Below are 21,689 nucleotides of genomic sequence, written 5' to 3' on the forward strand. Positions count from 1 at the left end.
AGCCCCATCACTTTATTGCGTCTTGCATCACCTGCGATCTAGCGTAGGTCTGCGGCGAAACACGATCAAGAGCGGCCATCGGCGCAAAGGACTGACATGAAACAGATGATTGCATTTGGTGCGGTTGGGGTTGCAGCGGTATTTCTGGCCGGGACGGCCTTTATGGTGCTGCGCGGCGAAGATGATCCCTATGCCTCTTGCCGGTCAAGCCAAGTGGCGGGGGGCGATATTGGCGGTCCGTTCGAATTGGTCAACGGCGCGGGCGCAACCGTGACCGATGCCGATGTCATCACCGAGCCTGCCTTGCTCTATTTCGGCTATACCTCTTGCCCCGATGTCTGCCCGCTGGACGTGGACCGCAACGCCGCCGCCACCGAAATTCTGGAGGAGCGCGGCCAAAGCATCACGCCTGTTTTCATCACCGTCGACCCGGCACGTGACACGCCCGAAGTGGTCGGCGACTTTGCCGAGGTGATGCACCCGCGTATGGTGGGGCTGACCGGCTCGCCTGAGCAAGTCAAAGCAGCCAGCCAAGCTTACCGCACCTACTACAAGGCCCACCCGGCAGATGAGAATGGCGAATACCTCGTCGATCACTCGACCTTCAGCTATCTGGTCATGCCCGAAGAAGGCGTCGTCGACTTTTTCCGCCGCGAAGTGCGGTCCGAGCAGATGGCCGACAGCATCGGCTGCTTTATAGACCAAACGTAAAATTGACCCCCGGCCATAGCCGCCGCATACTAGCCTAGAAGAGGGGACATTGATGCAGGATATTTCCGACTTAGGCCCAGACCGCAGCTTGCTTTTGGTCGATGACGATGAGCCGTTTCTGCGCCGCTTGGCCAAGGCGATGGAGAAACGCGGCTTTGAGGTGGAAACTGCAGGCTCTGTCGCGGCGGGCAAGGCCATCGCCACCGCGCGTCCCCCGGCCTTTGCCGTGGTCGATCTACGCCTGCAGGATGGCAACGGTCTTGATGTGGTCGAAGTGCTGCGCGACAAACGTGCTGATGCAAGGGTCGTTGTGCTGACTGGCTATGGCGCGATTGCGACGGCGGTTGCTGCGGTCAAAAGCGGCGCGACAGATTACCTTTCAAAGCCCGCAGATGCCAATGATATCGTTAACGCATTGCTAGCCACCGGGGGCAACCTGCCCGAGCCGCCGGAAAACCCGATGAGCGCGGACCGCGTTCGGTGGGAGCATATCCAGCGAGTCTATGAGCTTTGTGATCGCAATGTTTCTGAAACCGCGCGGCGGCTCAACATGCACCGGCGTACCTTGCAGCGCATCTTGGCAAAACGCTCGCCGCGCTAAAGCTCGAACCGTTTCCAGATTTTATCGACGCGGGTGCCATCGGCCAGCGTACAACTGGGCAGGCGGCGGAAATCTTCGAAACCGCGGCTTTGGTAATAGGCAAGTCCGCCTAGGTTATCGGCACGGATGATCGCGTGAATATGGGCATAGCCCAGGTCACGGGCAGCTTGCTTGGTCTGTTCAAACAGTGCTGAGCCGATGCCGAAACCCGTCTCTCCTACCCGCACAAAGGTTGCGACATCCACGCCGCCCTTGGGCAGGTCGGGGTGTGGTTCAATGTACTGAAAGCCTTTCAGCGCGCCGCGCTCATCCTCGGCCAAGTGCCATGCACTGTCCGAGGCGGTCATCCAACCTTGCAACTCGCGCGGGGTGACGGGGGTGACCATGGCGGTGGTGCCCCCTTGGCGATGATCGCGTTCAGCAAGTCGGCCAAGGCGCGGGTATCAAGCGCCCCGGCACGGCGGACATGGATCACGCCATCTCGCGCAGCAGCGCCTCATGGCGTTGGGTAAACTCGGCCCGTACCTCGACCGGTGGGCGCAGCAGGATGCCCAGCCCCTCCATCAGCGCCGCGTCGGGGCGGCCAAAAAGCGCGTCGCCTCGGTTTCGGAAAAGCCTGCGATCTGGCTGGCCTCCATCCAAGCACTGACGCGATCCGCCTTTTTGATCTGTTGTTTGACGCGCGCCGGCAAGTTGGCAGGCAGGCCAAACCGGACATGCACGGCAGTGGTCAGCCGGTCATCCAAGGCGCGATAGTCCGGCCCCACAGCAGCCTTCACGGGCGAGATCATGTCCCCGATCACATATTCCGGTGCGTCATGAAGCAGCGCGGCCAAGCGCCATTTCGCAGGCGCACGGGGGGCGATCCGGGCAAATATCGTTTCGACCAATAGCGAATGTTCGGCCACCGAATAGGCATAGTCGCCCCGCGTCTGCCCGTTCCACCGCGCGACAAAGGCCAAGCCATGGGCGATGTCTTCGATCTCGACATCGACCGGGGTGGGGTCGAGCAGATCTAGCCGTCGACCTGACAGCATCCTTTGCCATGCACGTGGTTTCTGCGCCATCCGCCGGAGTCCTTACCTCGTGATCCTTGGGAACAAATCCCTGTCAAACCTGTTCATCCCACGAAGGAGATAATCATGAAACCCGTTTTTTCCGGTACGATACTTGCAGTTACCTTGGCCACCCTCGCAGGTGCCGCGCAGGCGGAAGAAGTCTGCATGCCCGCCAAGGAAATGAAGTCGGCTCTGATCGATTGGTACGGCGAAGAGCCTGTGCCGGGTCAGCGGGACGACAACAGCCAACTCTGGGCGTCGGATCAATCGGGCACATGGACCTTGGTCAAGACATTGGCCGACGGCAATGCCTGTGTGCTGGCCCAAGGCGATGACTGGATGGCGGGACTCTCGGGCGATAAGCAACTGGCCGCTCTTCAGCGTTGACCCTGCGGGGGTCATTCCCCATTCACATTGAGAATTCGCGGCGAAGGTGCTAACCGCCCTGCAACACTTCAAACAGGAGCGCCGCATGGCCCACGACTATATTGTTAAGGATATCAATCTGGCGGCCTACGGGCGCAAAGAGCTGGACATCGCCGAGACCGAGATGCCGGGCCTGATGGCGCTGCGCGATGAATACGGTGAGAGCAAACCGCTGAAAGGCTCGCGGATTGTCGGATCGTTGCACATGACCATCCAGACAGCCGTTTTGATTGAAACACTGGTCGCGCTTGGTGCCGATGTGCGTTGGGCGTCTTGTAACATCTTCTCGACCCAAGACCACGCTGCTGCGGCGATTGCTGAATCAGGCGTTCCGGTCTTCGCGATCAAAGGCCAGTCACTGGTTGAGCATTGGGATTACCTCGACAAATCCTTCATGTTCCCCGAAGGCCCGAACCTGATCCTCGACGATGGCGGCGATGCGACGCTCTATATCCTTTTGGGCGCACGGGTTGAAAACGGCGAAGACGATCTGATCGCCATTCCCAAATCTGAGGAAGAAGAAGCGATCTTTGCTCAGATCAAAAAGCGTATGGCGGAAAGCCCCGGCTGGTTCACCAAGATGCGCGAGCAGATCAAAGGCGTATCCGAAGAAACCACCACCGGCGTGCACCGTCTTTATGATCTGGTGAAGCAAGGTCAACTGCCCTTCCCCGCGATCAATGTGAACGACTCTGTCACCAAGTCGAAGTTCGATAACAAATACGGCTGTAAAGAGAGCCTCGTGGACGGTATCCGCCGCGCCACCGACACGATGATGGCCGGTAAGGTTGCTGTCGTCATGGGCTATGGCGATGTGGGCAAAGGCTCTGCCGCGTCGCTGAGCGGTGCTGGCGCGCGCGTCAAGGTCACCGAAGTCGATCCCATCTGCGCGTTGCAAGCAGCGATGGACGGTTTTGAAGTCGTGCTGCTGGAAGATGTCGTGGCAACTGCCGATATCTTCATCACCACCACCGGCAACAAAGACGTGATCCGCATCGAGCATATGCGCGAGATGAAGGACATGGCGATTGTTGGCAACATCGGCCACTTCGACAATGAAATCCAAGTTGCCGCGCTGAAGAACCACAAGTGGACCAACATCAAAGAACAGGTGGATATGATCGAGATGCCGAACGGCAATCGTCTGATCCTGCTCTCCGAAGGGCGTCTGCTGAACCTTGGCAATGCCACCGGGCACCCGTCCTTCGTGATGTCCGCCTCCTTTACCAACCAAGTGTTGGCGCAGATCGAACTGTGGGAGAACACCGACAAATACGGCAACGACGTTTATATCCTGCCCAAACATCTGGATGAAAAAGTCGCCCGTCTGCATCTGGACCGGATCGGCGTGAAGCTTTCGAAACTGAACCCGGAACAGGCCGCCTATATCGGTGTGACGCCTGAAGGCCCGTTCAAGCCCGAGCATTACCGCTACTAAATCGCAAAGAGTTCCCTCTTTGGTAAGGTTTCAACGCCGCCCCGCAGACCGTCGGGGCGGCGTTTTTGTATTAAAGTTCTGAAACTCCTCAGGAAATGCGGCCCATCGGCGGATTCAAGCACATATCTGCCGGTAGCAAATGGCGGGCGGAACATAGTCACCCGGGCGGTGTTTCTTCCCCAGACCACTGAAAAGGAGTATCGAAAATGAAACGTACATTCCTGAAATCCACCGTCGCCGCCCTTGCACTGACTGCGGGCACCGCATTCGCTCAGACTGCCGACACCGAAGCCGGTGCAGCAGCAGAGGCCGAGGCCACAATCTCGGGTGAGAGCGTAAGCGACACCGCCAACGATTTGACCGCCACTGTTGAGAAACAGGCCGAGCAAACCGCTGAGATGTCGCGTGAGAATTCTGACGATTACGAGGGAACCAACGACCCCAACAAAACCGACGAGATTCTGACCGCCCCGACGGAGAGCGCGGAAATCGAAGGTGATACCGAAGTCGACAACGAAGCGGAGCTGACCGCCGAAACCGATGGCGTGACCCCGTCGACGGATGCCGAAGCCGATCTGGCCGGGAACTCGGATTCAGAGTCGAACTCGACCCTGAGCACCGACACCAGCGGCACTGTCACAACAGAGACAGACACCGATCTGGCAGCCGATGAAGACGCCGATATCGACAGCGAAATGACTGCCGAGATCGAAGGCGAAGCTGAGACCGATCTGGAAGAGAATGTCGCTTCGGACACCGAAGCGAACATGGAAACAGACGTCACACGCACCGACACCGGCATGAGCAATGCCTTCTCCGGTATGGTTGTGGGTGATCTTGTCGGCCTGACCGTCGTCGAAGCGGATGGCGACACCATCGGTGACATCGACTATGTGATCAAAACTGACGCTGGCTATGCCGCTGTCGTTGGTGTGGGTGGCTTCCTTGGCCTTGGCGAACACACCGTCGCCGTGCCGCTTGAGGAAATCTCCATGGCCGCCGAAAACGACCTGAAGCTGAGCTCTTGGACCAAAGCCGAGCTGGAAGCCCAGCCGGAAGTTGATGAAGATACAATCGAAGGTCTCGAAGACGACGTCCGTCTTGACGACGCATCCTAAGCGACCCGCGATATCGAACTCAGAGGCGCCCCATCGGGCGCCTCTTTGCGTATGGGGGCGTGGCTGCCGGGCGTGGTCGACGGGGGCAGTCAGCCGGGGTCGCGAAATAAATCTTTTGCAAAACAGGGTTATGGCCTTAGGCTCCGGTTTCAGGAACCCCTGAAGCCGAAGTTACTGTTGGAGAGATTTATGGGCAAGCGTGACGAATGGATCGCGAAATACGCCGAGGACCTGAAGAATAAATGCGGCATGGACCCGGATATGGACCTTTTGACCAAGGTGACCATTGGTTGCGGTCCGTCGATCTACAACGCCGACGCGCAAACGGTGTCTGCCGGTGATACGGCTGAATTGAACACCGTAAAGGACAACTTCCTTATCAAGAAACTCGGCCTGCCGGATGATGAGCACCTCATGGGCGGCATCCAGAAAGTGATTGAAACCTATGGCCGGTCAGAGCGGAACAAGTACCGCGCCGTGGTCTATTACATGCTGGTCAAACATTTCGGCAAAGAGTCGGTCTACGGCTAATCGCCGGAAAGACTTACCAAAACTTTACCTCGGACGCGCGCTTGGTTAAGCGCGCGTTTCGTTTTTGATGGGGCTTTGACACAGTAGAAAGTTGAGAAATTCAATGACTTCTGCTATCAGTCTTATATCGGCTTGATGCGCTGATAAGAGTTTAAAGAACATGTGTGGTGGTTTTGGGAGCACATGGGGTGAGAAGGGTTCTGGCGGGGTGCCGGAACCCTTTTTCGTTTCCCAACCGTTAATTTTGGCCGGTCTCAGGGCCCGACCCTAGGGCGCAGTCTTACCCAAACCGCAGATAAGGTCCCATTCCGCTTCGGTCACAGGTTGCACCGAGAGGCGGGAGTTTTTCACCAGCACCATATCCTCCAGCCGTGGGTCGGCCTTGATCGTATCCAGTGTCACAGGCAGGCTGAACGACCGCACCGCTTTGATATCCACACATTCCCAACGCGGGTCATCGGTGCTGCTGTCGGGATGCGCTTCTGCGCAGACTTCGACGATGCCGACAACCTCGCGGTCTTTCTGAGAGTGGTAGAAGAACCCCAGATCGCCAACCTTCATCTCGCGCATGAAGTTGCGCGCTTGATAGTTGCGCACGCCGTCCCATTCCTCGCCCGCGTCACCTTTGGCCTTTTGGTCGGCCCAGCTCCATGTTGCGGGTTCGGATTTGAACAACCAATAGGCCATTAGCCGATCACCCGGTTCCAATGGGTCAGGGTCACGCTTTGGAACAGACCGGCCTTGGCATAGGGGTCATGCGCGGCCCAATCCTCGGCTCCGGCCATATCTGGCACATCCAGAATGATGAGCGAGCCGATCATGCCGCCTTCGGCATTCAGCAGCGGGCCAGCTTGGGCTACGGCATCGCTGGATTTGAGATAGGCCAAATGGTCGGGCCGGTTTTCCTGACGGATCGGCAGGCCATCGGCTTTGTCATGGGCGGTCAGGGCAACAAACATATCATTCTTCCTTTAGGGGGCGGGTCAGTAGTAATTTCATGGCGCCAGCCACATCTAACTGGTTGTCGAGCAGCCCGGCAACCGCACGTGTAATCGGCATATCGAGCGCAGCCTCGCAGGCAAGTGCATCCACAGCGCGCGCGGTGGCGGCTCCTTCGACCGTGGTCGACGGGTCAAACGGCGTGCCTTGGCCCAGCGATTGGCCCAGCCGGTAGTTGCGCGATTGCTCTGAGGTGCAGGTCAGCGTCAGATCGCCAAAGCCCGAAAGCCCGGCCAGCGTTGTCGGCTCCGCCTTCAGATGCGCGGCGAGGCGCTGCATTTCGGCATAGCCGCGCGTCATCAGCGCGGCCCGCGCGCTTTCCCCCAGCCCCGCCCCAATCGCGGCCCCGCTCGCGATGGCGACGACGTTCTTCAGCGCCCCGCCCAGTTCCGCGCCAATGGTATCCGTGGTGCGGTAGAGCCGCAGGTTCGCCGTGGTCAGTTCCGCTTGCAGGTATTTGCCCGCCGCCGCATCGCCACAGGCCAAGGTCAGCGCGGTGGGCAAGCCGCGGGCGATATCAGCGGCAAAGCTTGGCCCCGTCAGGATCGCGGCCGTGGCATCGGGGATGGTTTGGGTGATCACGCTCACCGGTCCGACACCGCTGCTGAGTTCGATCCCCTTGCAGCAGGCCACCAGATGTTTCCCGTGAAGCGCGCCTTTGTGGTCTTCCAAGACACTGCGCAGCCGTTGCATCGGCACGGCCAGCAACAGGATCTTGGCCGCGCTCGCTTGGTCAAGGCTATCGGTTACCGTGAGCGTATCAGGGAAAGGGCACCCCGGCAGGCGTTTGGTATTCTCACGGCGCTTGGCCATATCCCCCGCATCGCGCGCCCAAAGCGTCACCGGCCCTTTGCCCGCCAGCGAGATTGCCAGCGCCGTGCCGAATGCCCCTGCGCCAAGGACGGAAACGCTCATGCCTTGGCCCCCTTCTTGCCACTGCCCAGCATCGAAGGCCGTGCGGTATCCAGCGGCCAGCGTGGACGTGCCGAGAGTGTCAGATCATCGGCCCCGCGCAGGGCGGCTTGCTCTCCAGCAGCGAAGGCGATCATCGCGGCGTTATCGGTGCAAAGCGCCAGCGGCGGAGCGACGAAAAGCGCCTGCTGTTCCGCTGCAACAGTCTCTAACGCGGCACGGATGGACTTGTTTGCCGCCACCCCGCCTGCCACACAAAGGCCCCGCGCACCCTCTGCCGGATACTCCGCAAAGGCGCGGCGCGTCTTATGGGCAAGCACATCCACCACGGCAGCCTGAAACCCTGCCGCCAGATCCGCCTGATCTTGTCGGGTCAGCCCGCCACGCTCTGCCACGGATTTATCGCGAGCGCGCAGCACGGCGGTTTTCAGGCCCGAAAAGGACATGTCGCAGCCGTCACGATCCAACAACGGGCGCGGCAGGGCGAAGCGATTGGGCTCGCCCTCCTGCGCGCATTTTTCAATCGAAGGCCCCCGGGCTGCGGCAGACCCAACAGCCGCGCAACCTTGTCAAAGGCTTCGCCCGGCGCGTCATCAATGGTGCCGCCAAGACGGTCAAAACTCTCCGGCCCGCGCACCAGCAGAAACTGGCAATGTCCGCCCGACACCAGCAACATCAGATAGGGATAGGGCACATCATCGGTCAGCCGCGGCGTCAGGGCGTGGCCCGCCAGATGGTTCACCCCATAAAGCGGTTTGCCCGTCGCTGCCGAAAGTCCCTTGGCACACATCACGCCTGAGACAACCCCGCCGATCAGCCCCGGCCCCGCAGTGACGGCGATGGCATCGATCTGCGGCAGGCTGATCCCGGCCTCGGCCAAGGCCTCTTCGACACAGTGATCCAGTTTTTCCGCATGGGCGCGAGCCGCAATTTCGGGAACGACACCGCCGAAGTCAGCGTGCAGCTCGGTCTGCCCTGCGACGACCGAGGCCAGCACCGTGCCGCGCCCATCCTCACCCATACGCACCACGGCGGCAGCGGTATCGTCGCAACTGCTTTCCAAACCAAGGATCAAGCGGGTCTGAGGTTGGGTAGAGGGCATGGGGGCTTTCCGTTGCAAGGCACCTGTACCGCAGGTAACACCGCTATCACGCGCAAACAATGCCGGAGCCTTGCGATGCCACAGCCAAGATTGCTTCTGACACGTCCACATCCCGGTGCCGCGCAGTTTCTGGATCGGCTCTCGCCCGCGCTGCGGGACGGGGCGGTGATTTCCCCTTGATCGAGATTGCCCCGACCGGTGTAGAGGTCGATCTCGCGCCCTTCGCCGGGGTGATCTTTACCTCGGCCAATGGTGTGGCCCATGCGCCAAAGGGGGACGGGCGGCCCGCCTTTTGTGTCGGCCCGCAGACCACGGCGGCGGCAGCGAAAGCGGGCTGGCAGGCGCAGATGGCCGGGCTGGATGCCCAAACGCTGATCGCGACCCTCTCGGGGCAGCCGCAGATTGGCCCGCTCTTGCACCTTGCCGGACGCCATCGGCGGGCGGATGTTGCTGCAATTTTAGGCGCTTCGGGTCTGACCGTTGATGTCGCGACGATCTATGAACAGAACCTTTTGCCGCTCTCCGCCGCGGCGCAAACCCTTTTAAATGGGCCAAGTCCTGTCATCGTGCCGCTCTTTTCCCCCGCAGCGCGCAGCATTTCGCCCGCGAGGCCAGTTGCACAGAGCGGGTCATCGCCCTGTCGATCAGCCCCGCCGCCGCGCAGGCGCTTGAAGCTCTGCCGCTCTATGCGCATGATGTCGCTGCGGAACCCACTGGCGAAGCCATGGCGGAGGCCGTTGAAAAACTTTTCCGCTGCACCACCTTGCCTTGAGGGGCATAGGTATGCCGGGTAAGCTCGCCACTGCGAGCGGATGATAGGTTCAGAATCGAAAGGCGTACGGCGTGGCAAAACCCAAAAAGACGGTCAGCAAAAGCGAAGCGGACAAGACCACGGCCGAACAGACGCCCCCGCAGGCGGATAAGGCAGTAGCGGCAGAGAAAGCTGACGCGCCGAAACCATCCGAGACCGATGCCAAGGGTACGGACACGGTGAAACCCGACGCGCTGAAGACCGAAGATGTCAAACCGGACGCAGCGAAAGCCGAGCCCGGGCAAACCGACTTGGGCAAAACCGAGCCGGGCAAAACAACCAGCACTCTGCCCGTGCGGGACACTGCGCCCGCAGCGGAGAAAGCCACGGCGAAGCCGACCGCTGCAAGCGACGCGGTCAAGCGTGATGACAAGGCACCGGCTAAGGCGGAGAGCGCCTCTACCGCCAAAGATACGACACCAAAGACGCCCTTGCCCAAGGATGACCCTAAACCAACGTCCAGCGTCGTTGCGCCCAAGGACAAACCGGTTTCCCACGACAAACCAGCGACCGATCCTGCGCCTTCGCGGGCGTCGGCAGCCGCGTCTAAGCCGGGTGACAGCACGTCGAAGCCCGCGCCGACCAAGACCGAAAAGCCAAGCGCTACGACCCCCAAGCCAACCCCGACACCGACCCCCGCGCCCGCGCCGAAGGAGCGCAGGCGGAGCGTGTTTTTCCCCATGCTGCTCGGTGGGGCCATTGCCGCCGGACTGGGGTTTGCCGCATCGGAATACGACGTTCTTGGCACCCGCGCGCAGGGGGCTGCGGAATTGCAAAACGCGATCGAAGCGCAGCAGGCCCGCATCGCAGACTTGGAAGCCCGCGCTGATGAGCCTGCGGCCCTACCGGAAAGCCTGCCGCAGGTCGACGCGCTCAGCGCAGAGTTGACCGCCGCACGCGAAGAATTCTCGGCGCTTCAAAGCCAATTGGCCGAGATCGACAGCCGCCTCACCACGGTTGAGAAACAGCCCGTAAGCGGTGGCGAAAACGAGATTGCAGTCGCGGCCTTTGAGCGTGAAATGGAAGCCCTGCGCGTCTCTGTCGCTGAGCAGCGCCGCGAAATCGAAAGCCTGCTGGATAACGCCCAAACCGCCGAAGAGGCGACCGCCGCCGCTGCAGAAGCGGCCCGCGCCCAGACCGGCATCACCCAGATGAACGCCGCGATCAGCGCCGGACGCCCCTTTGAGGCCGCGCTGGCCGAGTTGCAGGAAGCCGGGGTTGAGAACATTCCTCAAGCGCTGACTGAGACCGCTGCGGGCGGTGTGGTCACCCTCGCCAATCTGCAGGCGCGTTATCCCGACGCCGCGCGGCAGGCCTTGGCCACCGCCCGTGCCGCCGTGCCGGAAGAAGGCGAAGGCGGCTTTGGCAGCTTCCTGAAACGGCAGCTTGGTGCCCGCTCGGTCGCGCCCCGCGAAGGGACGGACCCCGATGCTGTCCTCTCCCGCGCTGAAGCGGCGGTGCGCGATGGCCGTTTGACCGATGCGCTGGCCGAGATCGAAACGCTGCCGGCCCCTGCGCAGGACGCGATGGCGGAATGGCTTGCCGATGCCCGCGCGCGTCAGGCGGCTGAAACCGCCGCCAATGAACTCTCCCAACGCCTGACGGCCAACTGAGGAACGAAAAATGCTCTGGTCTCTTATTAAAATCGTTCTTTTCGTCGTGCTCGTCGCCGCTTTGGCATGGGGTGCGGGCTTCTTGCTGGAAAGCGAGGGCGGCATTCAACTGACCGTGGCGGGCACCGAATATACCCTCGGGCCGCTGCAATCGGTCATCGCCGTTTTGCTTTTGATGTTCGCGGTCTGGGTGCTGCTCAAGATCGTGGCGCTGCTGTCGGCGGTCTGGCATTTCCTGAACGGGGATGAGACCGCCCTGTCGCGCTACTTTGACCGCAACCGCGAACGGAAGGGCTATGAGGCGCTGTCGGACGGGCTGATGGCGCTGGCCAGCGGTGAGGGGCAGGTTGCGATGGCCAAGGCCGCCAAGGCGGACCGCTATCTCAAACGCCCGGCGCTGACCAATCTGCTGACTGCGCAGGCCGCAGAGCTTGCAGGCGACCGCCGCAAGGCAGAGCGGACCTATCGCAAGCTGGTCGAAGACGAAAAGACCCGTTTCGTCGGCGTGCGTGGCATCATGAAACAAAAGCTGGCCGATGGGGATACCGAGACCGCGTTGAAACTGGCCGAGAAGGCCTTCGCGCTGAAGCCCAAACACGAAGAAACCGGCGATACGCTGCTGAAGTTGCAGGCCGAAAAGCATGACTGGACCGGCGCGCGCGGCACCTTGCAGGCCAAGTACAAAAACGGCCACCTGCCACGTGATGTTCACAAACGCCGCGATGCGGTGCTGGCGCTGTCGGAAGCCCGCGAAGTCATCGCTGAGGGCAACAGCATTGAAGCACGCGAAGCCGCGATCGAAGCCAACCGCCTGTCGCCTGATCTGGTGCCTGCCGCCGTAATGGCCGCGCGCAGCTATATCGCGCAGGACAAACCGCGCTATGCCTCGAAAGTGCTGCAAAAAGCGTGGAGCGTGCACCCGCACCCCGACCTTGCCGCCGCCTTTGCCGAGGTTCAGCCCGATGAGACCCCGCAGCAGCGCATCAAACGGTTCCGCGCGCTGACGAAATCACAGCCCGACCATCCCGAAACCAAGATGCTGCTGGCCGAATTGCACATCGCCAACGAAGATTTCCCCGAAGCGCGCCGTGCGCTTGGCAATCTGGTTGAGACCGATCCCTCCGCGCGTTCCGTCACGCTGATGGCCGCGATCGAGCGGGGTGAGGGCGCGTCTGATACGGTGGTCAAAGGTTGGCTGACACGCGCGCTCAATGTCTCGCGCGGGCCGCAGTGGATTTGCGAGAATTGCCACCACATCCACGCCGAATGGAAGCCGATCTGCGAAAACTGCAAGAGCTTTGACACATTGGAATGGAAGACCCCGCCGCTCTCGGAAGTCGCCATGCCAAGCGGTGTGCAGATGCTGCCGCTGATCGTCGGTGCCCCGGAAACGACACCGCCAGAAGGCGCGCTGACAACCCGGACCGACGACATCGAAGAGGCAGAGTTGGTGACTGACCCAGACGAGCCGACCAATCCCGAGGCCCCGAAAAAGGCGCCTGACCCTACAGCTTGATGTCGTAGGTGACCCAGTTGGTCCGGGTGGCCAGCTTGTCATACACCCCACGGCCGCGGTAATTATCCTCGGCCGTGATCCAGCGCACGAGGCTCCAGCCGCGTTTCTGGGCGATCTTTTTCACCTCACCGATCAGCGCGTCGGCAGCCCCGCTGCCGCGTGCTTCGGGAGCCACGAATAGATCGTCGAGGAAGCAGCCCGTCGCCGCCGCCAAGGGGCGCGCGAAATGGCGGAAATGGGTCAGGCCGATCACCCGTCCTTCGGCGTCTTCGCAGACCAGCCCTTCGACTTCGGTCAGCGGATCATGCAGCCAAGACCAGACCCGCGCGCGCATCTCTGGCGTCTGCTCGACTTTGTAAAATTCGGCATAGCCTTGATAGAGCCGCTCCCAATCGGCGCGGTCATGGTCTTTCACGGTTCGGATGGTAAGGTCGGACATGGCGGGGCTCCCTTCGCTGGCTGCGCGATCTTTGCGCCAGTTGGTTCAGAAATCCAGCCCAAGGTCCAGCGTTGTCGCAGAATGTGTGAGCGCGCCCATGGAGATATAGTGCACCCCCGTCGCCGCGACCTCGGCCAGGCGGGGCAGGGTCATGTTACCCGAAGCCTCAAGCACGATGCGCCCATTGGCAATTTCCACAGCCTGAAGCAGCGTCTTTGTGTCCATATTGTCCAACAGCACAACATCCGCGCCGCCTTCGTCCAAGACCTCTTCAAGCTGCGCCAGCGTGTCGACTTCGATCTCGACGCGGATCATATGCGAGGCGTTACTTTTCACTGCTTGCAAGACAGGCCGAATGCCACCGGCTGCCGCAATGTGATTGTCTTTGATCAGGATCGCATCCGAGAGGGAAAAGCGATGGTTGAACCCGCCGCCATGCAGCACCGCCTGTTTTTCGACCATCCGCAGCCCCGGCGTGGTCTTGCGGGTGCAGGTGATGCGGGCCTCGGTGCCCTCGGTTTCGGCCACGCAGGCTGCCGTCAGCGTGGCGATGCCCGACAGCCGCCCGGCAAAGTTCAACGCCACACGTTCTGCCGACAGGATCGCGGCGGCAGAGCCTTCGATCTCCATCAGCGTGTCGCCTTTGGCGATCGTGCTTCCGTCTTCTTTCAGCGTGCGAACATCAAGCGATGGGTCGACGAGATGAAAGGCCAGCCGTGCGATCTGCATGCCAGAGACGACGCCCTCTGCGCGGGCGCGCAGCTGCGCCGCATAAGTCGTGCCCTCGGGGATCACGCTGCGCGTGGTGACATCGCCATAGGTGCCGAGGTCTTCCATCAGCGCGGCGCGGACCAGCGGCTCAAGGATCAGGTCGGGCAGGGCGGTGGTCATGCGGGAAGTTCCTCATGGTTGGAGCGGAATGCGGTCGCCTCGGCCAGTGTCAGAAAACTGCGCGCGGCTTCGGGGAGCGTGTCAGGATAATCAGTGCGGCAATGCGCGCCCCGGCTTTCGCGGCGCGCGAGGGCGGCGGCGGTGATCAGTGTCGCGGTGGCGGTCATGTTTTGCAGCTGGGCGCAGTCGGGTTGTGCGGCTTCGATCTGTGCAATCGTGGCAAGGGCACGTTGGAGCCCTTCCGCATCGCGCAGAACGCCGACATGGGCGGTCATGGTTTGGCGTAACTGGGCGACGAGGGTCTCAGCGGGTGTTTCGCCAGCGGGCAGGTCTGGCAGGGCCACCGTTCCGCTGTCGCCGGTGCTGCATTCCTCAAGCATGTCCTGCGCCGCGCGGCGGGCAAAGACCAGCGCTTCGAGCAGCCCGTTCGATGCAAGCCGGTTCGCGCCGTGCAGCCCGGTCGAAGACGCCTCTCCACAGACCCAAAGCCCGGCGAGGCTGGAACGCCCATGCGCATCCGTGGCCACGCCGCCCATATGGTAATGCGCGGCGGCGGCCACGGGGATCGGTTGGATCACCGGGTCAATGCCGTTGCGGGCACAGGCGGCTGCGACGGCGGGATACTCGGCCAGCACCGCAGGGCCCAAGGCCGCACGGGTGTCGAGCATGGGGCGCTGGCCCGCTTGGGTCTGGGCAAAGATCGCGCGGGCCACGATGTCACGCGGGGCGAGTTCGGCCAGCGGGTGGACCTCGGTCATGAACCGCGCCCCCTCGCTGTTGATCAGATGCGCGCCGGCGCCGCGCAGGGCTTCGGTTGCCAAGGGGCGGGGTCTTCGCCGCAGTCGATGGCGGTGGGGTGGAACTGCACGAATTCTGCATCGGCGATGAGCGCGCCTGCCCGTGCCGCCATCCCGATCACCTGCCCGCGAATGCGAGCCGGATTGGTCGTCAGCGCATAGAGCCCGCCCGAACCGCCACCCGCCAGCAAGACCCCCGCGCCGCGCAGCAGGACGGGGGCGGAGCCTTCGGCTCGGGCCAATTCAATCTCAACGCCGGTGACTTTGCTGCCGTCGCTGTCCAATCCGCGCGCCAACACGCCTTCAAGCACTTGGATCGACGGGGTATTGCGCACCCGCTCGATCAAGGCGCGCATGATCTCGGCCCCGGCCTGATCGCCCTGCACCCGCACCACACGCGCGAAACTATGCGCCGCCTCGCGGGACATGACATAGCCGCCATCGGCGCTGCGGTCGAAAGCGGTGCCAAAGTCTGTCAGGGCAATGATATGGGCGCTGGCCTCTTCCGTCACGGTCGCCGCGACGCGCGCTTCTACCGTGCCAGCACCGGCGGCGATGGTGTCCAGCGCATGCGCCTCGGGGCTGTCGGCCTGCGCCATCGCGGCGGCCACCCCGCCCTGCGCCCAAGCGGAACTGGCCCCTGATCCCAAGGGATCAGGCGAGATCAGCAAAACGGGGCGCGGCGCAAGACAAAGCGCGGCATAAAGCGCGCCGAGGCCCGCACCAACGATGATGATCCTGCCGGTTGTGATCTCTTGCACCGGCGCGGCCCTCAGAGGCCGAGTTCGCGGGAGAGGTCGATCATCCGCTGCACCGCGACGCGCGCTTTTTCAGAGACTTCCGCCTCGACCTCGACCGCGCCAGACATGGTGTGCAGCGACCATAGCACCTTTTCGAGCGTGATCTTCTTCATGTAGGGGCACATGTTGCAGGGGCCGACGAAATCGACTTCGGGCAGCTCATCCGCGATGTTCGACGCCATGGAGCATTCGGTGACCAGCATCGCTTTCGCCGGTTTCTCGCGGTGCACATAGTCCAGAATGCCGCTGGTCGAGCCCGAAAAATCAGCCTCGGCCACCACATCTGGTGGGCATTCGGGGTGCGCGATGATGCGGGTGTCGGGGTTCCACTCGCGGTAATCGGCGATATCCTTGGCGGTATAGCGTTCGTGCACGATGCAGGCCCCGTCCCACCAGACGATGCGTTTCTCGGGCACCTGTTTGGCGATGTTCTGAGCGAGGTATTTGTCGGGCGTCATGATCACCGTGTCGCTCTCCATCGCGGCGACGATCTGCGCGGCGTTGGAGGAGGTGCAGCAGATGTCCGACGCGGCTTTTACCTCGGCCGTGGTATTCACGTAAGTCACCACCGGCGCGCCGGGGTATTGCGCGCGCATCTGTTCGACACCCTCGGCGGTGATGCTTTCGGCCAGCGAACAGCCGGCTTCCATGTCGGGGATCAGCACGGTTTTCGACGGGTTCAGGATTTTCGAGGTCTCGGCCATGAAATGCACACCGCATTGCACGATCACATCGGCCTCAACCTCGGTCGCTTTGATCGCCAGTTGCAGACTGTCGCCCACGAAATCGGCGATGCCGTGGTAGATGTCAGGCGTCATGTAGTTATGCGCGAGGATGACCGCGTTACGCTCTTTTTTCAGCTTGTTTATCGCGGCGACATAGGGCGCGTGAATGGCCCAATCGGGGGGCGAAACGACACGGTCCATCTTGGCGTAGATATCGGCCATTTCAGCCGCCAGCGCTGGCGATGGCGCGAGGTCATAATGGCTCTCAAGCTCGCTGGGCGAAAAGATTTCATCACGCATGGTCGGTCCCCCTCCGGCCTTGGCGCGTGTCACGGCACCGCGCTGGACACCACACCCGGCGTGCTGGCCATAGACGACTGGCGGGGTTTGGGCAAGCCAATACCCTTTATGACAGGGCGCTCGGCCTTTGTGGATCAGGTGAATTTGCGGAACAATCGGGTCTGATCGAACATCTCTTCCAGCCGCTCGGCCCGGTCTTTGGTGTCGGCCCAGTTGATGTCCTGCATGGCCGAGATCACGCTTTCCACCAGCAAAAGCGTCGCCGCCGCACTGTCCCAAGCCGAGGGCGCGACGATCCGGCTGGAGAAACAGATATCGGCAAGGCTATGCACCGGAGAGCGCCACTGGTCGGTAAAGAGGATGATCTTGGCCCCCGCGCATGGGCCATCTCAGCCAGTTTCAGGGTGTTGTTCTCATAGCGGCGCACGTCAAAGATGACGAAAACATCGCCTTCGCCCACGTCCAGGAGGTAATGCGGCCATGCGTTGGAGGTGGACTGGATATGGGTCACTTTCGGGCGGATGATCTGCGCGTGCAGAAACAGATATTCCGCCATCGTATGCGTGATGCGCCCGCCCACAATATAAAGCGGGTGCGCGGTATCGGCGATCATGGCGCAGGCACGATCAAAGGTGGCCGGTTCAATCTGGCCGAGGGTATGACGGATATTGTCGATCACCGCGTCGGTGAAACGGTTCAGCACATGGCCCGAGGGCGCGCCTTCGGTCCATGTGTCGTGTTTGGCGATGGGGTTCTTGGCCTTGGCCTTTAGCTCTTCGCGCAACTCGTTCTGAAACTCAGGGTAGCCCTTGAACCCCAGCTTTTGCACCATTCGCGCCACGGTGGGGGTAGAGACATTGGCATCCTTGGCCAGCGCCGTCAGCGGGCCGAGGCCAGAGGCGGGGTAATTCTCAAGAATCGAATGGGCAAGTTGGCGTTCCGCACGGGTCAGCCGGTCCAGTTCTTGCTGGATACGGTCGGAAATGGTCAGCGTCGGTTCAGCCATGGATGCCCCTCTTTTGACGAGTAATAACACAAACTGAACGGCGTTGTAATAAATTTGACATTATTCTGTTGACAGAAGCCCCCGCCCGAATGAGGTTTGATCAACTGAGGGGGACAAGGTGTCAGAGCAGACAGATCTTTCGAATGAAGCCGTCGAGGTAATCAACGCCGGAGCCAAGGCGCCGCTGGTGTTGGTCTGCGAACATGCGGCGCGTGAGATACCGGCCTGCTTTGACGGTCTTGGTCTGGATGCTGCGGCCCGCGAAAGCCATGTGGCGTGGGATCCCGGCGCTCTGGCCGTGGCGCAGACGATGGCGCAGGATTTAGACGCCGTGCTGGTTGCCGGGCGCGTTTCGCGGCTTGTTTACGACTGCAACCGCCCGCCCGAAGCCCCCGGCGCGATGCCTGCCCAGAGCGAGATTTTCGCGATCCCCGGCAATGCCACGCTTGATGACGCGGGCCGGGCCGAGCGGGTGACGCGCTATTACGAGCCCTTCCGCGCGACCCTTGCCGCGACGATCAAGCGGGTCGATGCGCCCGCGATCGTGACGGTGCACAGTTTCACGCCCATCTACCACGGCAAACCGCGCCGCGTGGAAATTGGCATCCTGCATGACAGTGACACACGGCTGGCGGATGCGATGCTGGCGGTGGCGCCAGAGTTCACGGACCTAACGGTCGAGCGCAACGCGCCCTATGGCCCCCAAGACGGGGTAACCCATACGCTCAAGGAACACGGTTTGGCGCATGGCCATCCGCATGTCATGCTTGAGATCCGTAATGACCTGATCACAACCGAGGCCGAGCAACAGCAGATGGCCGCGATGATCAGCAATTGGTTGCGTGCCGCGCTGATGCGGCCCGAAATGAATGACGCGATGAAGGACGCCAAACCATGAAATTCATGCGTGGCTATATCCGGGGCATCGACGCGATGAACCGACGGATCGGGCGGATCATGATGTATGGCATCTTTGTCCTGATGGGGGTGCTTTTGTGGTCGACGGTCAGCAAAGCGTTTTTCGTTCCCTCGCTTTGGACGCTGGAAATGGCGCAGTTTGTGATGGTGGGCTATTATATCTTGGGCGGGCCCTATTCGATCCAACTGGGCTCGAACGTGCGGATGGACCTGCTCTATGGCGATTGGTCGCTCCGCCGCAAAGCGTGGTTTGACCTGTTCACTGTTTTCTTCCTGATCTTCTATCTCTGCGTGCTGCTCTATGGGGCGGTCAGTTCCACCGCCTATTCGCTGGGCTATTGGGGGACCGAGCCGTTTAGCTTTTTCGGTGGGTTGGTCACGGGGACCGAAGAGATCGGCCATATGGAGAAATCCAGTTCCGCTTGGCGGCCCTACCTCTGGCCCATCAAGGTCGTGATGATCGTCGGTATCTTTCTGATGCTGCTGCAATGTCTGTCCGAGCTGTTGAAAGACGTGCTGCGGCTCAAGGGTGAGGCCATCTGATGTCCTATGAAATGATTGCGACATTGATGTTCTCATCGATGATGCTGATGCTGCTGACCGGCCAGCGGGTGTTTGGCGCCATCGGCTTTATCGCCGTGGTCTCGGCGCTGCTGCTTTGGGGTGACAAGGGCGGATATGACATCGGCTTTGCCGCCGCGATGAAGCTGATGAAGTGGTATCCGCTGCTGACCCTGCCGATGTTCATTTTCATGGGCTATGTGCTGAGCGAGAGCCGCATTGCCGATGACCTTTACAAGATGTTCCACGTCTGGATGGGCGGCGTGCGCGGCGGGCTGGCGATTGGGACGATTGGCTTGATGGTGTTGATCTCGGCGATGAACGGGCTGAGCGTGGCAGGCATGGCGATTGGCTCGACAATCGCGCTGCCGGAACTTCTCAAACGCGGCTATGACAAGCGCATGGTGACGGGGGTGATCCAAGCGGGGTCGAGCCTTGGCATCCTCGTGCCGCCCTCGGTGGTGCTGGTGCTTTACGCGATGATCGCGCGGCAGCCGGTGGGGCAACTGTGGCTCGCGGGGGTGATCCCGGGGCTGATGATGGCCGCGATGTTCATTGCCTATATCGTGATCCGGTGCCGCATGAACCCTGAGCTTGGTCCCATCCTCTCAGCCGAAGATCGCGACATCCCCCGCGCCGAAAAGCTGCGCCTGCTGCGGGCTGGCATCCTGCCGCTGGTGATCTTTGCGGTGATGATGGTGCCGTTTGTGCGCGGCTGGACCAGCCTTGTGGAAAGCTCTGCCATTGGGGCAGGCGCGGCTTTTCTTGCCGCCGTTCTGAAGGGCCGAATGACCCGCGAGGTTTTCGAGAACTCGGTGCGCAACACGTTGGGCATCACCTGCATGTTCATGTGGATCATCCTCGCCGCCTTGGCCTTTGGCGCGGTCTTTGACGGGCTGGGCGCGGTCAAGGCGATTGAGAGCCTCTTTACCGAGAAGATGAACCTCAGCCCCTGGATGATCCTGATCATGATGCAGCTCAGCTTTATCATCATGGGCACCTTCCTTGATGACACTGCGATGCTGGTGATCGTGGCCCCGCTTTATGTGCCGCTCGTCGGTGCGCTGGGCTTTGATCTGATCTGGTATGGTATCCTGTACACGATCACCACGCAGATCGCCTATATGACGCCGCCGTTTGGCTATAACCTGTTCCTGATGCGCGCCATGGCGCCGCCGGAGATTACCCTGCGCGACATCTATGCTTCGATCACGCCCTTCGTGCTGGTGATGGTCTTGGCGCTGATACTCGTCATGGTCTTCCCGCAGATCGCGACTTGGCTGCCGGATTACATCTACGACAAATAACAACGAGAGCCGCGCAAAGACGGCCTGATATTGCAACAAAGGAGAGACGTATGACCACTCGCAGAAAGTTCTTATCCGGGGCCGCCGTCGCCGCCCCAGCGGCCCTTGCCGCGCCGTCCATTGTCCATGCCCAAGCGCCGATCAAATGGCGCATGCAGACCTATGCCGGTGCTGCCTTGGGCGAGCAGGTGACCAAACCCGCCGTCGATTACATCAACGCCGCCGCCAATGGCGAGATGGAGATCGAACTGTTTTACGCCGACCAGATCGTGCCCACCGGCGAGCTGTTCCAAGCCATGCAGCGCGGCACCATCGACATGGTGCATTCCGATGACGACTCCATGGCATCGCCCACGCCCTTGCAGCAGTTCGGCGGCTATTTCCCCTTTGCCACCAAGCACATTCTCGACGTACCGGTGCTGTTCAACCAATATGGGTTGGCCGACATCTGGAAAGAAGAATACGCCAAGGTCGGCGTCGAATGGCTGTCGGCTGCGGGGCAGGACCCCTGTAACTTCAACACCACCAAAGAGATCAAATCGGTCGCCGATCTGGACGGTCTGAAGCTCTATACCTTCCCCACCGCGGGCCGTTTCCTGTCGAAGTTCGGCGTGGTGCCGGTGAACATCCCCTACGAGGACGCCGAGGTCGCGGTGCAAACCGGCGAGCTAGACGGCATGGCGTGGTCGGGCATCACCGAAGACTACACCGTCGGCTGGGCCGATGTGACCGACTACTTCCTGACCAACAACATCTCAGGTGCTTGGATTGGCTCCTTCTTCGTCAACCAGCAGCAATGGGCCGATCTGCCGGATCACCTCAAGCAGTTGGTCATGGCGGGGATCGAAGCGGGCCACACCTACCGCAACCAATGGTACTGGGGCGGCGAGGCGCGTCTGCGCGCACAGGGTGACAAGCTCAAGCTCAGCACCGTGCCTGCCGACGAATGGGCCGAGGTCGAAAACGCGGCCAAGGACTTCTGGACAGAGATCGCCGAAGAAGGCGAAGTGCACGCCAAGATCGTGCAGATCTTCCGCGACTATAACGACGTTATCAACAAAGCCGGTCCGCCCTACACAAACGGCTGAACCGACAACCGGGGGCGTGCT

20 protein-coding genes and 4 pseudogenes are annotated in these 21,689 nt (G+C 61.3%); 13 read left to right on the forward strand and 11 right to left on the reverse strand.

The window, feature by feature from the left end; translation table 11 throughout:
- The first annotated feature begins 96 nt into the window (after positions 1 to 96).
- Together ACFQAU_RS08055 and ACFQAU_RS08060 are read left to right on the forward strand one after the other, a co-directional pair.
- The gene (locus tag ACFQAU_RS08055; protein WP_132443978.1) at positions 97 to 711 is read left to right on the forward strand and encodes an SCO family protein; all 615 of its coding nucleotides are present in this window, start codon (positions 97 to 99) and stop codon (positions 709 to 711) included.
- 52 nt (positions 712 to 763) lie between these two features.
- Positions 764 to 1,312 (forward strand): ActR/PrrA/RegA family redox response regulator transcription factor, encoded by a 549-nt coding sequence (locus tag ACFQAU_RS08060; protein ID WP_120349818.1) that lies wholly within the window; start codon positions 764 to 766, stop codon positions 1,310 to 1,312.
- On the opposite strand, the gene ACFQAU_RS08065 is transcribed toward ACFQAU_RS08060, so the two are convergent.
- Together ACFQAU_RS08065 and ACFQAU_RS08070 are read right to left on the reverse strand one after the other, a co-directional pair.
- Positions 1,309 to 1,698, reverse strand: a complete 390-nt coding sequence (locus ACFQAU_RS08065; RefSeq protein ID WP_386281569.1) for a GNAT family N-acetyltransferase — start codon at positions 1,696 to 1,698, stop codon at positions 1,309 to 1,311. The genes ACFQAU_RS08060 and ACFQAU_RS08065 overlap by 4 nt on opposite strands.
- Positions 1,699 to 1,783: 85 nt before the next feature.
- Positions 1,784 to 2,379, reverse strand: a pseudogene (locus ACFQAU_RS08070) (HD domain-containing protein).
- A 75-nt stretch (positions 2,380 to 2,454) separates the two neighbouring features.
- On the opposite strand from ACFQAU_RS08070, the gene ACFQAU_RS08075 reads away from it, so the two are divergent.
- The 4 genes from ACFQAU_RS08075 to ACFQAU_RS08090 all read left to right on the forward strand — a co-directional run bounded on the left by ACFQAU_RS08075 (position 2,455) and on the right by ACFQAU_RS08090 (position 5,883).
- Positions 2,455 to 2,757: an S-adenosyl-L-homocysteine hydrolase gene (locus ACFQAU_RS08075; RefSeq protein ID WP_240791555.1), complete on the forward strand. Its 303-nt coding sequence runs from the start codon at positions 2,455 to 2,457 to the stop codon at positions 2,755 to 2,757.
- Between the two features lie 85 nt (positions 2,758 to 2,842).
- On the forward strand, positions 2,843 to 4,234 hold the full coding sequence (gene ahcY, locus ACFQAU_RS08080; RefSeq protein ID WP_132443980.1) for an adenosylhomocysteinase: 1,392 nt from the start codon (positions 2,843 to 2,845) through the stop codon (positions 4,232 to 4,234).
- Between the two features lie 206 nt (positions 4,235 to 4,440).
- Complete coding sequence (locus ACFQAU_RS08085) at positions 4,441 to 5,352, forward strand: PRC-barrel domain-containing protein (RefSeq protein WP_132443981.1); 912 nt, start codon at positions 4,441 to 4,443, stop codon at positions 5,350 to 5,352.
- Positions 5,353 to 5,541: 189 nt separating this feature from the next.
- Positions 5,542 to 5,883 carry a DUF2853 family protein gene (locus ACFQAU_RS08090; RefSeq protein ID WP_120349823.1) on the forward strand — a complete coding sequence of 114 codons (342 nt, stop codon included), beginning with the start codon at positions 5,542 to 5,544 and terminating at the stop codon, positions 5,881 to 5,883.
- 267 nt (positions 5,884 to 6,150) lie between these two features.
- On the opposite strand, the gene ACFQAU_RS08095 is transcribed toward ACFQAU_RS08090, so the two are convergent.
- The 4 genes and pseudogenes from ACFQAU_RS08095 to tsaD form a co-directional block, all read right to left on the reverse strand.
- A complete protein-coding gene (locus ACFQAU_RS08095) occupies positions 6,151 to 6,570 on the reverse strand; it encodes an EVE domain-containing protein (protein ID WP_120349824.1) in 420 nt (139 codons plus the stop codon).
- A complete protein-coding gene (locus ACFQAU_RS08100; protein WP_132443982.1) occupies positions 6,570 to 6,842 on the reverse strand; it encodes a YciI family protein in 273 nt (90 codons plus the stop codon). The genes ACFQAU_RS08095 and ACFQAU_RS08100 overlap by 1 nt, the downstream gene beginning before the upstream one ends.
- A gap of 1 nt (position 6,843) precedes the next feature.
- Positions 6,844 to 7,797 carry an NAD(P)H-dependent glycerol-3-phosphate dehydrogenase gene (locus tag ACFQAU_RS08105; RefSeq protein ID WP_132443983.1) on the reverse strand — a complete coding sequence of 318 codons (954 nt, stop codon included), beginning with the start codon at positions 7,795 to 7,797 and terminating at the stop codon, positions 6,844 to 6,846.
- Positions 7,794 to 9,007 (reverse strand): annotated as a pseudogene (gene tsaD / locus ACFQAU_RS08110) (tRNA (adenosine(37)-N6)-threonylcarbamoyltransferase complex transferase subunit TsaD). Before tsaD ends, ACFQAU_RS08105 begins: the two are co-directional and overlap by 4 nt.
- A 65-nt stretch (positions 9,008 to 9,072) precedes the next feature.
- Here tsaD and ACFQAU_RS08115 point away from each other — a divergent pair.
- Genes ACFQAU_RS08115 through ACFQAU_RS08125 form a run of 3 tightly spaced genes read left to right on the forward strand, consistent with a single transcriptional unit; the run spans position 9,073 to position 12,836 of the window.
- Positions 9,073 to 9,690, forward strand: coding sequence for a uroporphyrinogen-III synthase (locus ACFQAU_RS08115; RefSeq protein ID WP_386281580.1), 618 nt, complete (start codon positions 9,073 to 9,075; stop codon positions 9,688 to 9,690).
- A gap of 49 nt (positions 9,691 to 9,739) precedes the next feature.
- Entirely contained in the window at positions 9,740 to 11,320 is a 1,581-nt protein-coding gene (locus ACFQAU_RS08120) for a hypothetical protein (RefSeq protein ID WP_240791556.1), read from the forward strand.
- A 10-nt stretch (positions 11,321 to 11,330) separates the two neighbouring features.
- Positions 11,331 to 12,836: a heme biosynthesis protein HemY gene (locus ACFQAU_RS08125; protein ID WP_120349828.1), complete on the forward strand. Its 1,506-nt coding sequence runs from the start codon at positions 11,331 to 11,333 to the stop codon at positions 12,834 to 12,836.
- Here ACFQAU_RS08125 and ACFQAU_RS08130 read toward each other — a convergent pair.
- The 5 genes and pseudogenes from ACFQAU_RS08130 to ACFQAU_RS08150 form a co-directional block, all read right to left on the reverse strand.
- Positions 12,826 to 13,275, reverse strand: a complete 450-nt coding sequence (locus tag ACFQAU_RS08130) for a GNAT family N-acetyltransferase (RefSeq protein WP_132443985.1) — start codon at positions 13,273 to 13,275, stop codon at positions 12,826 to 12,828. The two genes, ACFQAU_RS08125 and ACFQAU_RS08130, sit on opposite strands and share 11 nt — an antisense overlap.
- Positions 13,276 to 13,320: 45 nt before the next feature.
- Positions 13,321 to 14,166 (reverse strand): carboxylating nicotinate-nucleotide diphosphorylase, encoded by an 846-nt coding sequence (gene nadC, locus ACFQAU_RS08135; RefSeq protein ID WP_132443986.1) that lies wholly within the window; start codon positions 14,164 to 14,166, stop codon positions 13,321 to 13,323.
- Positions 14,163 to 15,724: pseudogene (locus ACFQAU_RS08140) on the reverse strand (L-aspartate oxidase). Before ACFQAU_RS08140 ends, nadC begins: the two are co-directional and overlap by 4 nt.
- Positions 15,725 to 15,735: 11 nt before the next feature.
- Positions 15,736 to 16,788 carry a quinolinate synthase NadA gene (nadA, locus tag ACFQAU_RS08145; protein ID WP_132443988.1) on the reverse strand — a complete coding sequence of 351 codons (1,053 nt, stop codon included), beginning with the start codon at positions 16,786 to 16,788 and terminating at the stop codon, positions 15,736 to 15,738.
- A gap of 134 nt (positions 16,789 to 16,922) precedes the next feature.
- Positions 16,923 to 17,794 (reverse strand): annotated as a pseudogene (locus ACFQAU_RS08150) (MurR/RpiR family transcriptional regulator).
- A 118-nt stretch (positions 17,795 to 17,912) separates the two neighbouring features.
- On the opposite strand from ACFQAU_RS08150, the gene ACFQAU_RS08155 reads away from it, so the two are divergent.
- From ACFQAU_RS08155 to ACFQAU_RS08170, 4 genes are read left to right on the forward strand one after another with little or no spacing between them, the layout of a single operon-like run.
- Positions 17,913 to 18,692: an N-formylglutamate amidohydrolase gene (locus tag ACFQAU_RS08155; RefSeq protein WP_132443989.1), complete on the forward strand. Its 780-nt coding sequence runs from the start codon at positions 17,913 to 17,915 to the stop codon at positions 18,690 to 18,692.
- The gene (locus ACFQAU_RS08160; RefSeq protein WP_132443990.1) at positions 18,689 to 19,255 is read left to right on the forward strand and encodes a TRAP transporter small permease subunit; all 567 of its coding nucleotides are present in this window, start codon (positions 18,689 to 18,691) and stop codon (positions 19,253 to 19,255) included. The genes ACFQAU_RS08155 and ACFQAU_RS08160 overlap by 4 nt, the downstream gene beginning before the upstream one ends.
- On the forward strand, positions 19,255 to 20,580 hold the full coding sequence (locus ACFQAU_RS08165; RefSeq protein WP_067916408.1) for a TRAP transporter large permease: 1,326 nt from the start codon (positions 19,255 to 19,257) through the stop codon (positions 20,578 to 20,580). Before ACFQAU_RS08160 ends, ACFQAU_RS08165 begins: the two co-directional genes overlap by 1 nt.
- A gap of 50 nt (positions 20,581 to 20,630) precedes the next feature.
- Complete coding sequence (locus tag ACFQAU_RS08170) at positions 20,631 to 21,668, forward strand: TRAP transporter substrate-binding protein (protein ID WP_067627959.1); 1,038 nt, start codon at positions 20,631 to 20,633, stop codon at positions 21,666 to 21,668.
- Positions 21,669 to 21,689 lie beyond the last annotated feature (21 nt).

This window comes from Sulfitobacter profundi (genome assembly GCF_042661425.1).
Taxonomy (GTDB): Bacteria; Pseudomonadota; Alphaproteobacteria; order Rhodobacterales; family Rhodobacteraceae; genus Sulfitobacter; species Sulfitobacter profundi.

What these genes read in the sequence shown, in the direction of transcription:
- ACFQAU_RS08055 (WP_132443978.1), top strand. Translation starts at nt 97, where the DNA reads ATGAAACAGATGATTGCATTTGGTGCGGTTGGGGTTGCAGCGGTATTT.
- ACFQAU_RS08060 (WP_120349818.1), top strand. Translation starts at nt 764, where the DNA reads ATGCAGGATATTTCCGACTTAGGCCCAGACCGCAGCTTGCTTTTGGTC.
- ACFQAU_RS08065 (WP_386281569.1), bottom strand. Translation starts at nt 1,698, where the DNA reads ATGGTCACCCCCGTCACCCCGCGCGAGTTGCAAGGTTGGATGACCGCC.
- ACFQAU_RS08075 (WP_240791555.1), top strand. Translation starts at nt 2,455, where the DNA reads ATGAAACCCGTTTTTTCCGGTACGATACTTGCAGTTACCTTGGCCACC.
- ahcY (WP_132443980.1), top strand. Translation starts at nt 2,843, where the DNA reads ATGGCCCACGACTATATTGTTAAGGATATCAATCTGGCGGCCTACGGG.
- ACFQAU_RS08085 (WP_132443981.1), top strand. Translation starts at nt 4,441, where the DNA reads ATGAAACGTACATTCCTGAAATCCACCGTCGCCGCCCTTGCACTGACT.
- ACFQAU_RS08090 (WP_120349823.1), top strand. Translation starts at nt 5,542, where the DNA reads ATGGGCAAGCGTGACGAATGGATCGCGAAATACGCCGAGGACCTGAAG.
- ACFQAU_RS08095 (WP_120349824.1), bottom strand. Translation starts at nt 6,570, where the DNA reads ATGGCCTATTGGTTGTTCAAATCCGAACCCGCAACATGGAGCTGGGCC.
- ACFQAU_RS08100 (WP_132443982.1), bottom strand. Translation starts at nt 6,842, where the DNA reads ATGTTTGTTGCCCTGACCGCCCATGACAAAGCCGATGGCCTGCCGATC.
- ACFQAU_RS08105 (WP_132443983.1), bottom strand. Translation starts at nt 7,797, where the DNA reads ATGAGCGTTTCCGTCCTTGGCGCAGGGGCATTCGGCACGGCGCTGGCA.
- ACFQAU_RS08125 (WP_120349828.1), top strand. Translation starts at nt 11,331, where the DNA reads ATGCTCTGGTCTCTTATTAAAATCGTTCTTTTCGTCGTGCTCGTCGCC.
- ACFQAU_RS08130 (WP_132443985.1), bottom strand. Translation starts at nt 13,275, where the DNA reads ATGTCCGACCTTACCATCCGAACCGTGAAAGACCATGACCGCGCCGAT.
- nadC (WP_132443986.1), bottom strand. Translation starts at nt 14,166, where the DNA reads ATGACCACCGCCCTGCCCGACCTGATCCTTGAGCCGCTGGTCCGCGCC.
- nadA (WP_132443988.1), bottom strand. Translation starts at nt 16,788, where the DNA reads ATGCGTGATGAAATCTTTTCGCCCAGCGAGCTTGAGAGCCATTATGAC.
- ACFQAU_RS08160 (WP_132443990.1), top strand. Translation starts at nt 18,689, where the DNA reads ATGAAATTCATGCGTGGCTATATCCGGGGCATCGACGCGATGAACCGA.
- ACFQAU_RS08165 (WP_067916408.1), top strand. Translation starts at nt 19,255, where the DNA reads ATGTCCTATGAAATGATTGCGACATTGATGTTCTCATCGATGATGCTG.
- ACFQAU_RS08170 (WP_067627959.1), top strand. Translation starts at nt 20,631, where the DNA reads ATGACCACTCGCAGAAAGTTCTTATCCGGGGCCGCCGTCGCCGCCCCA.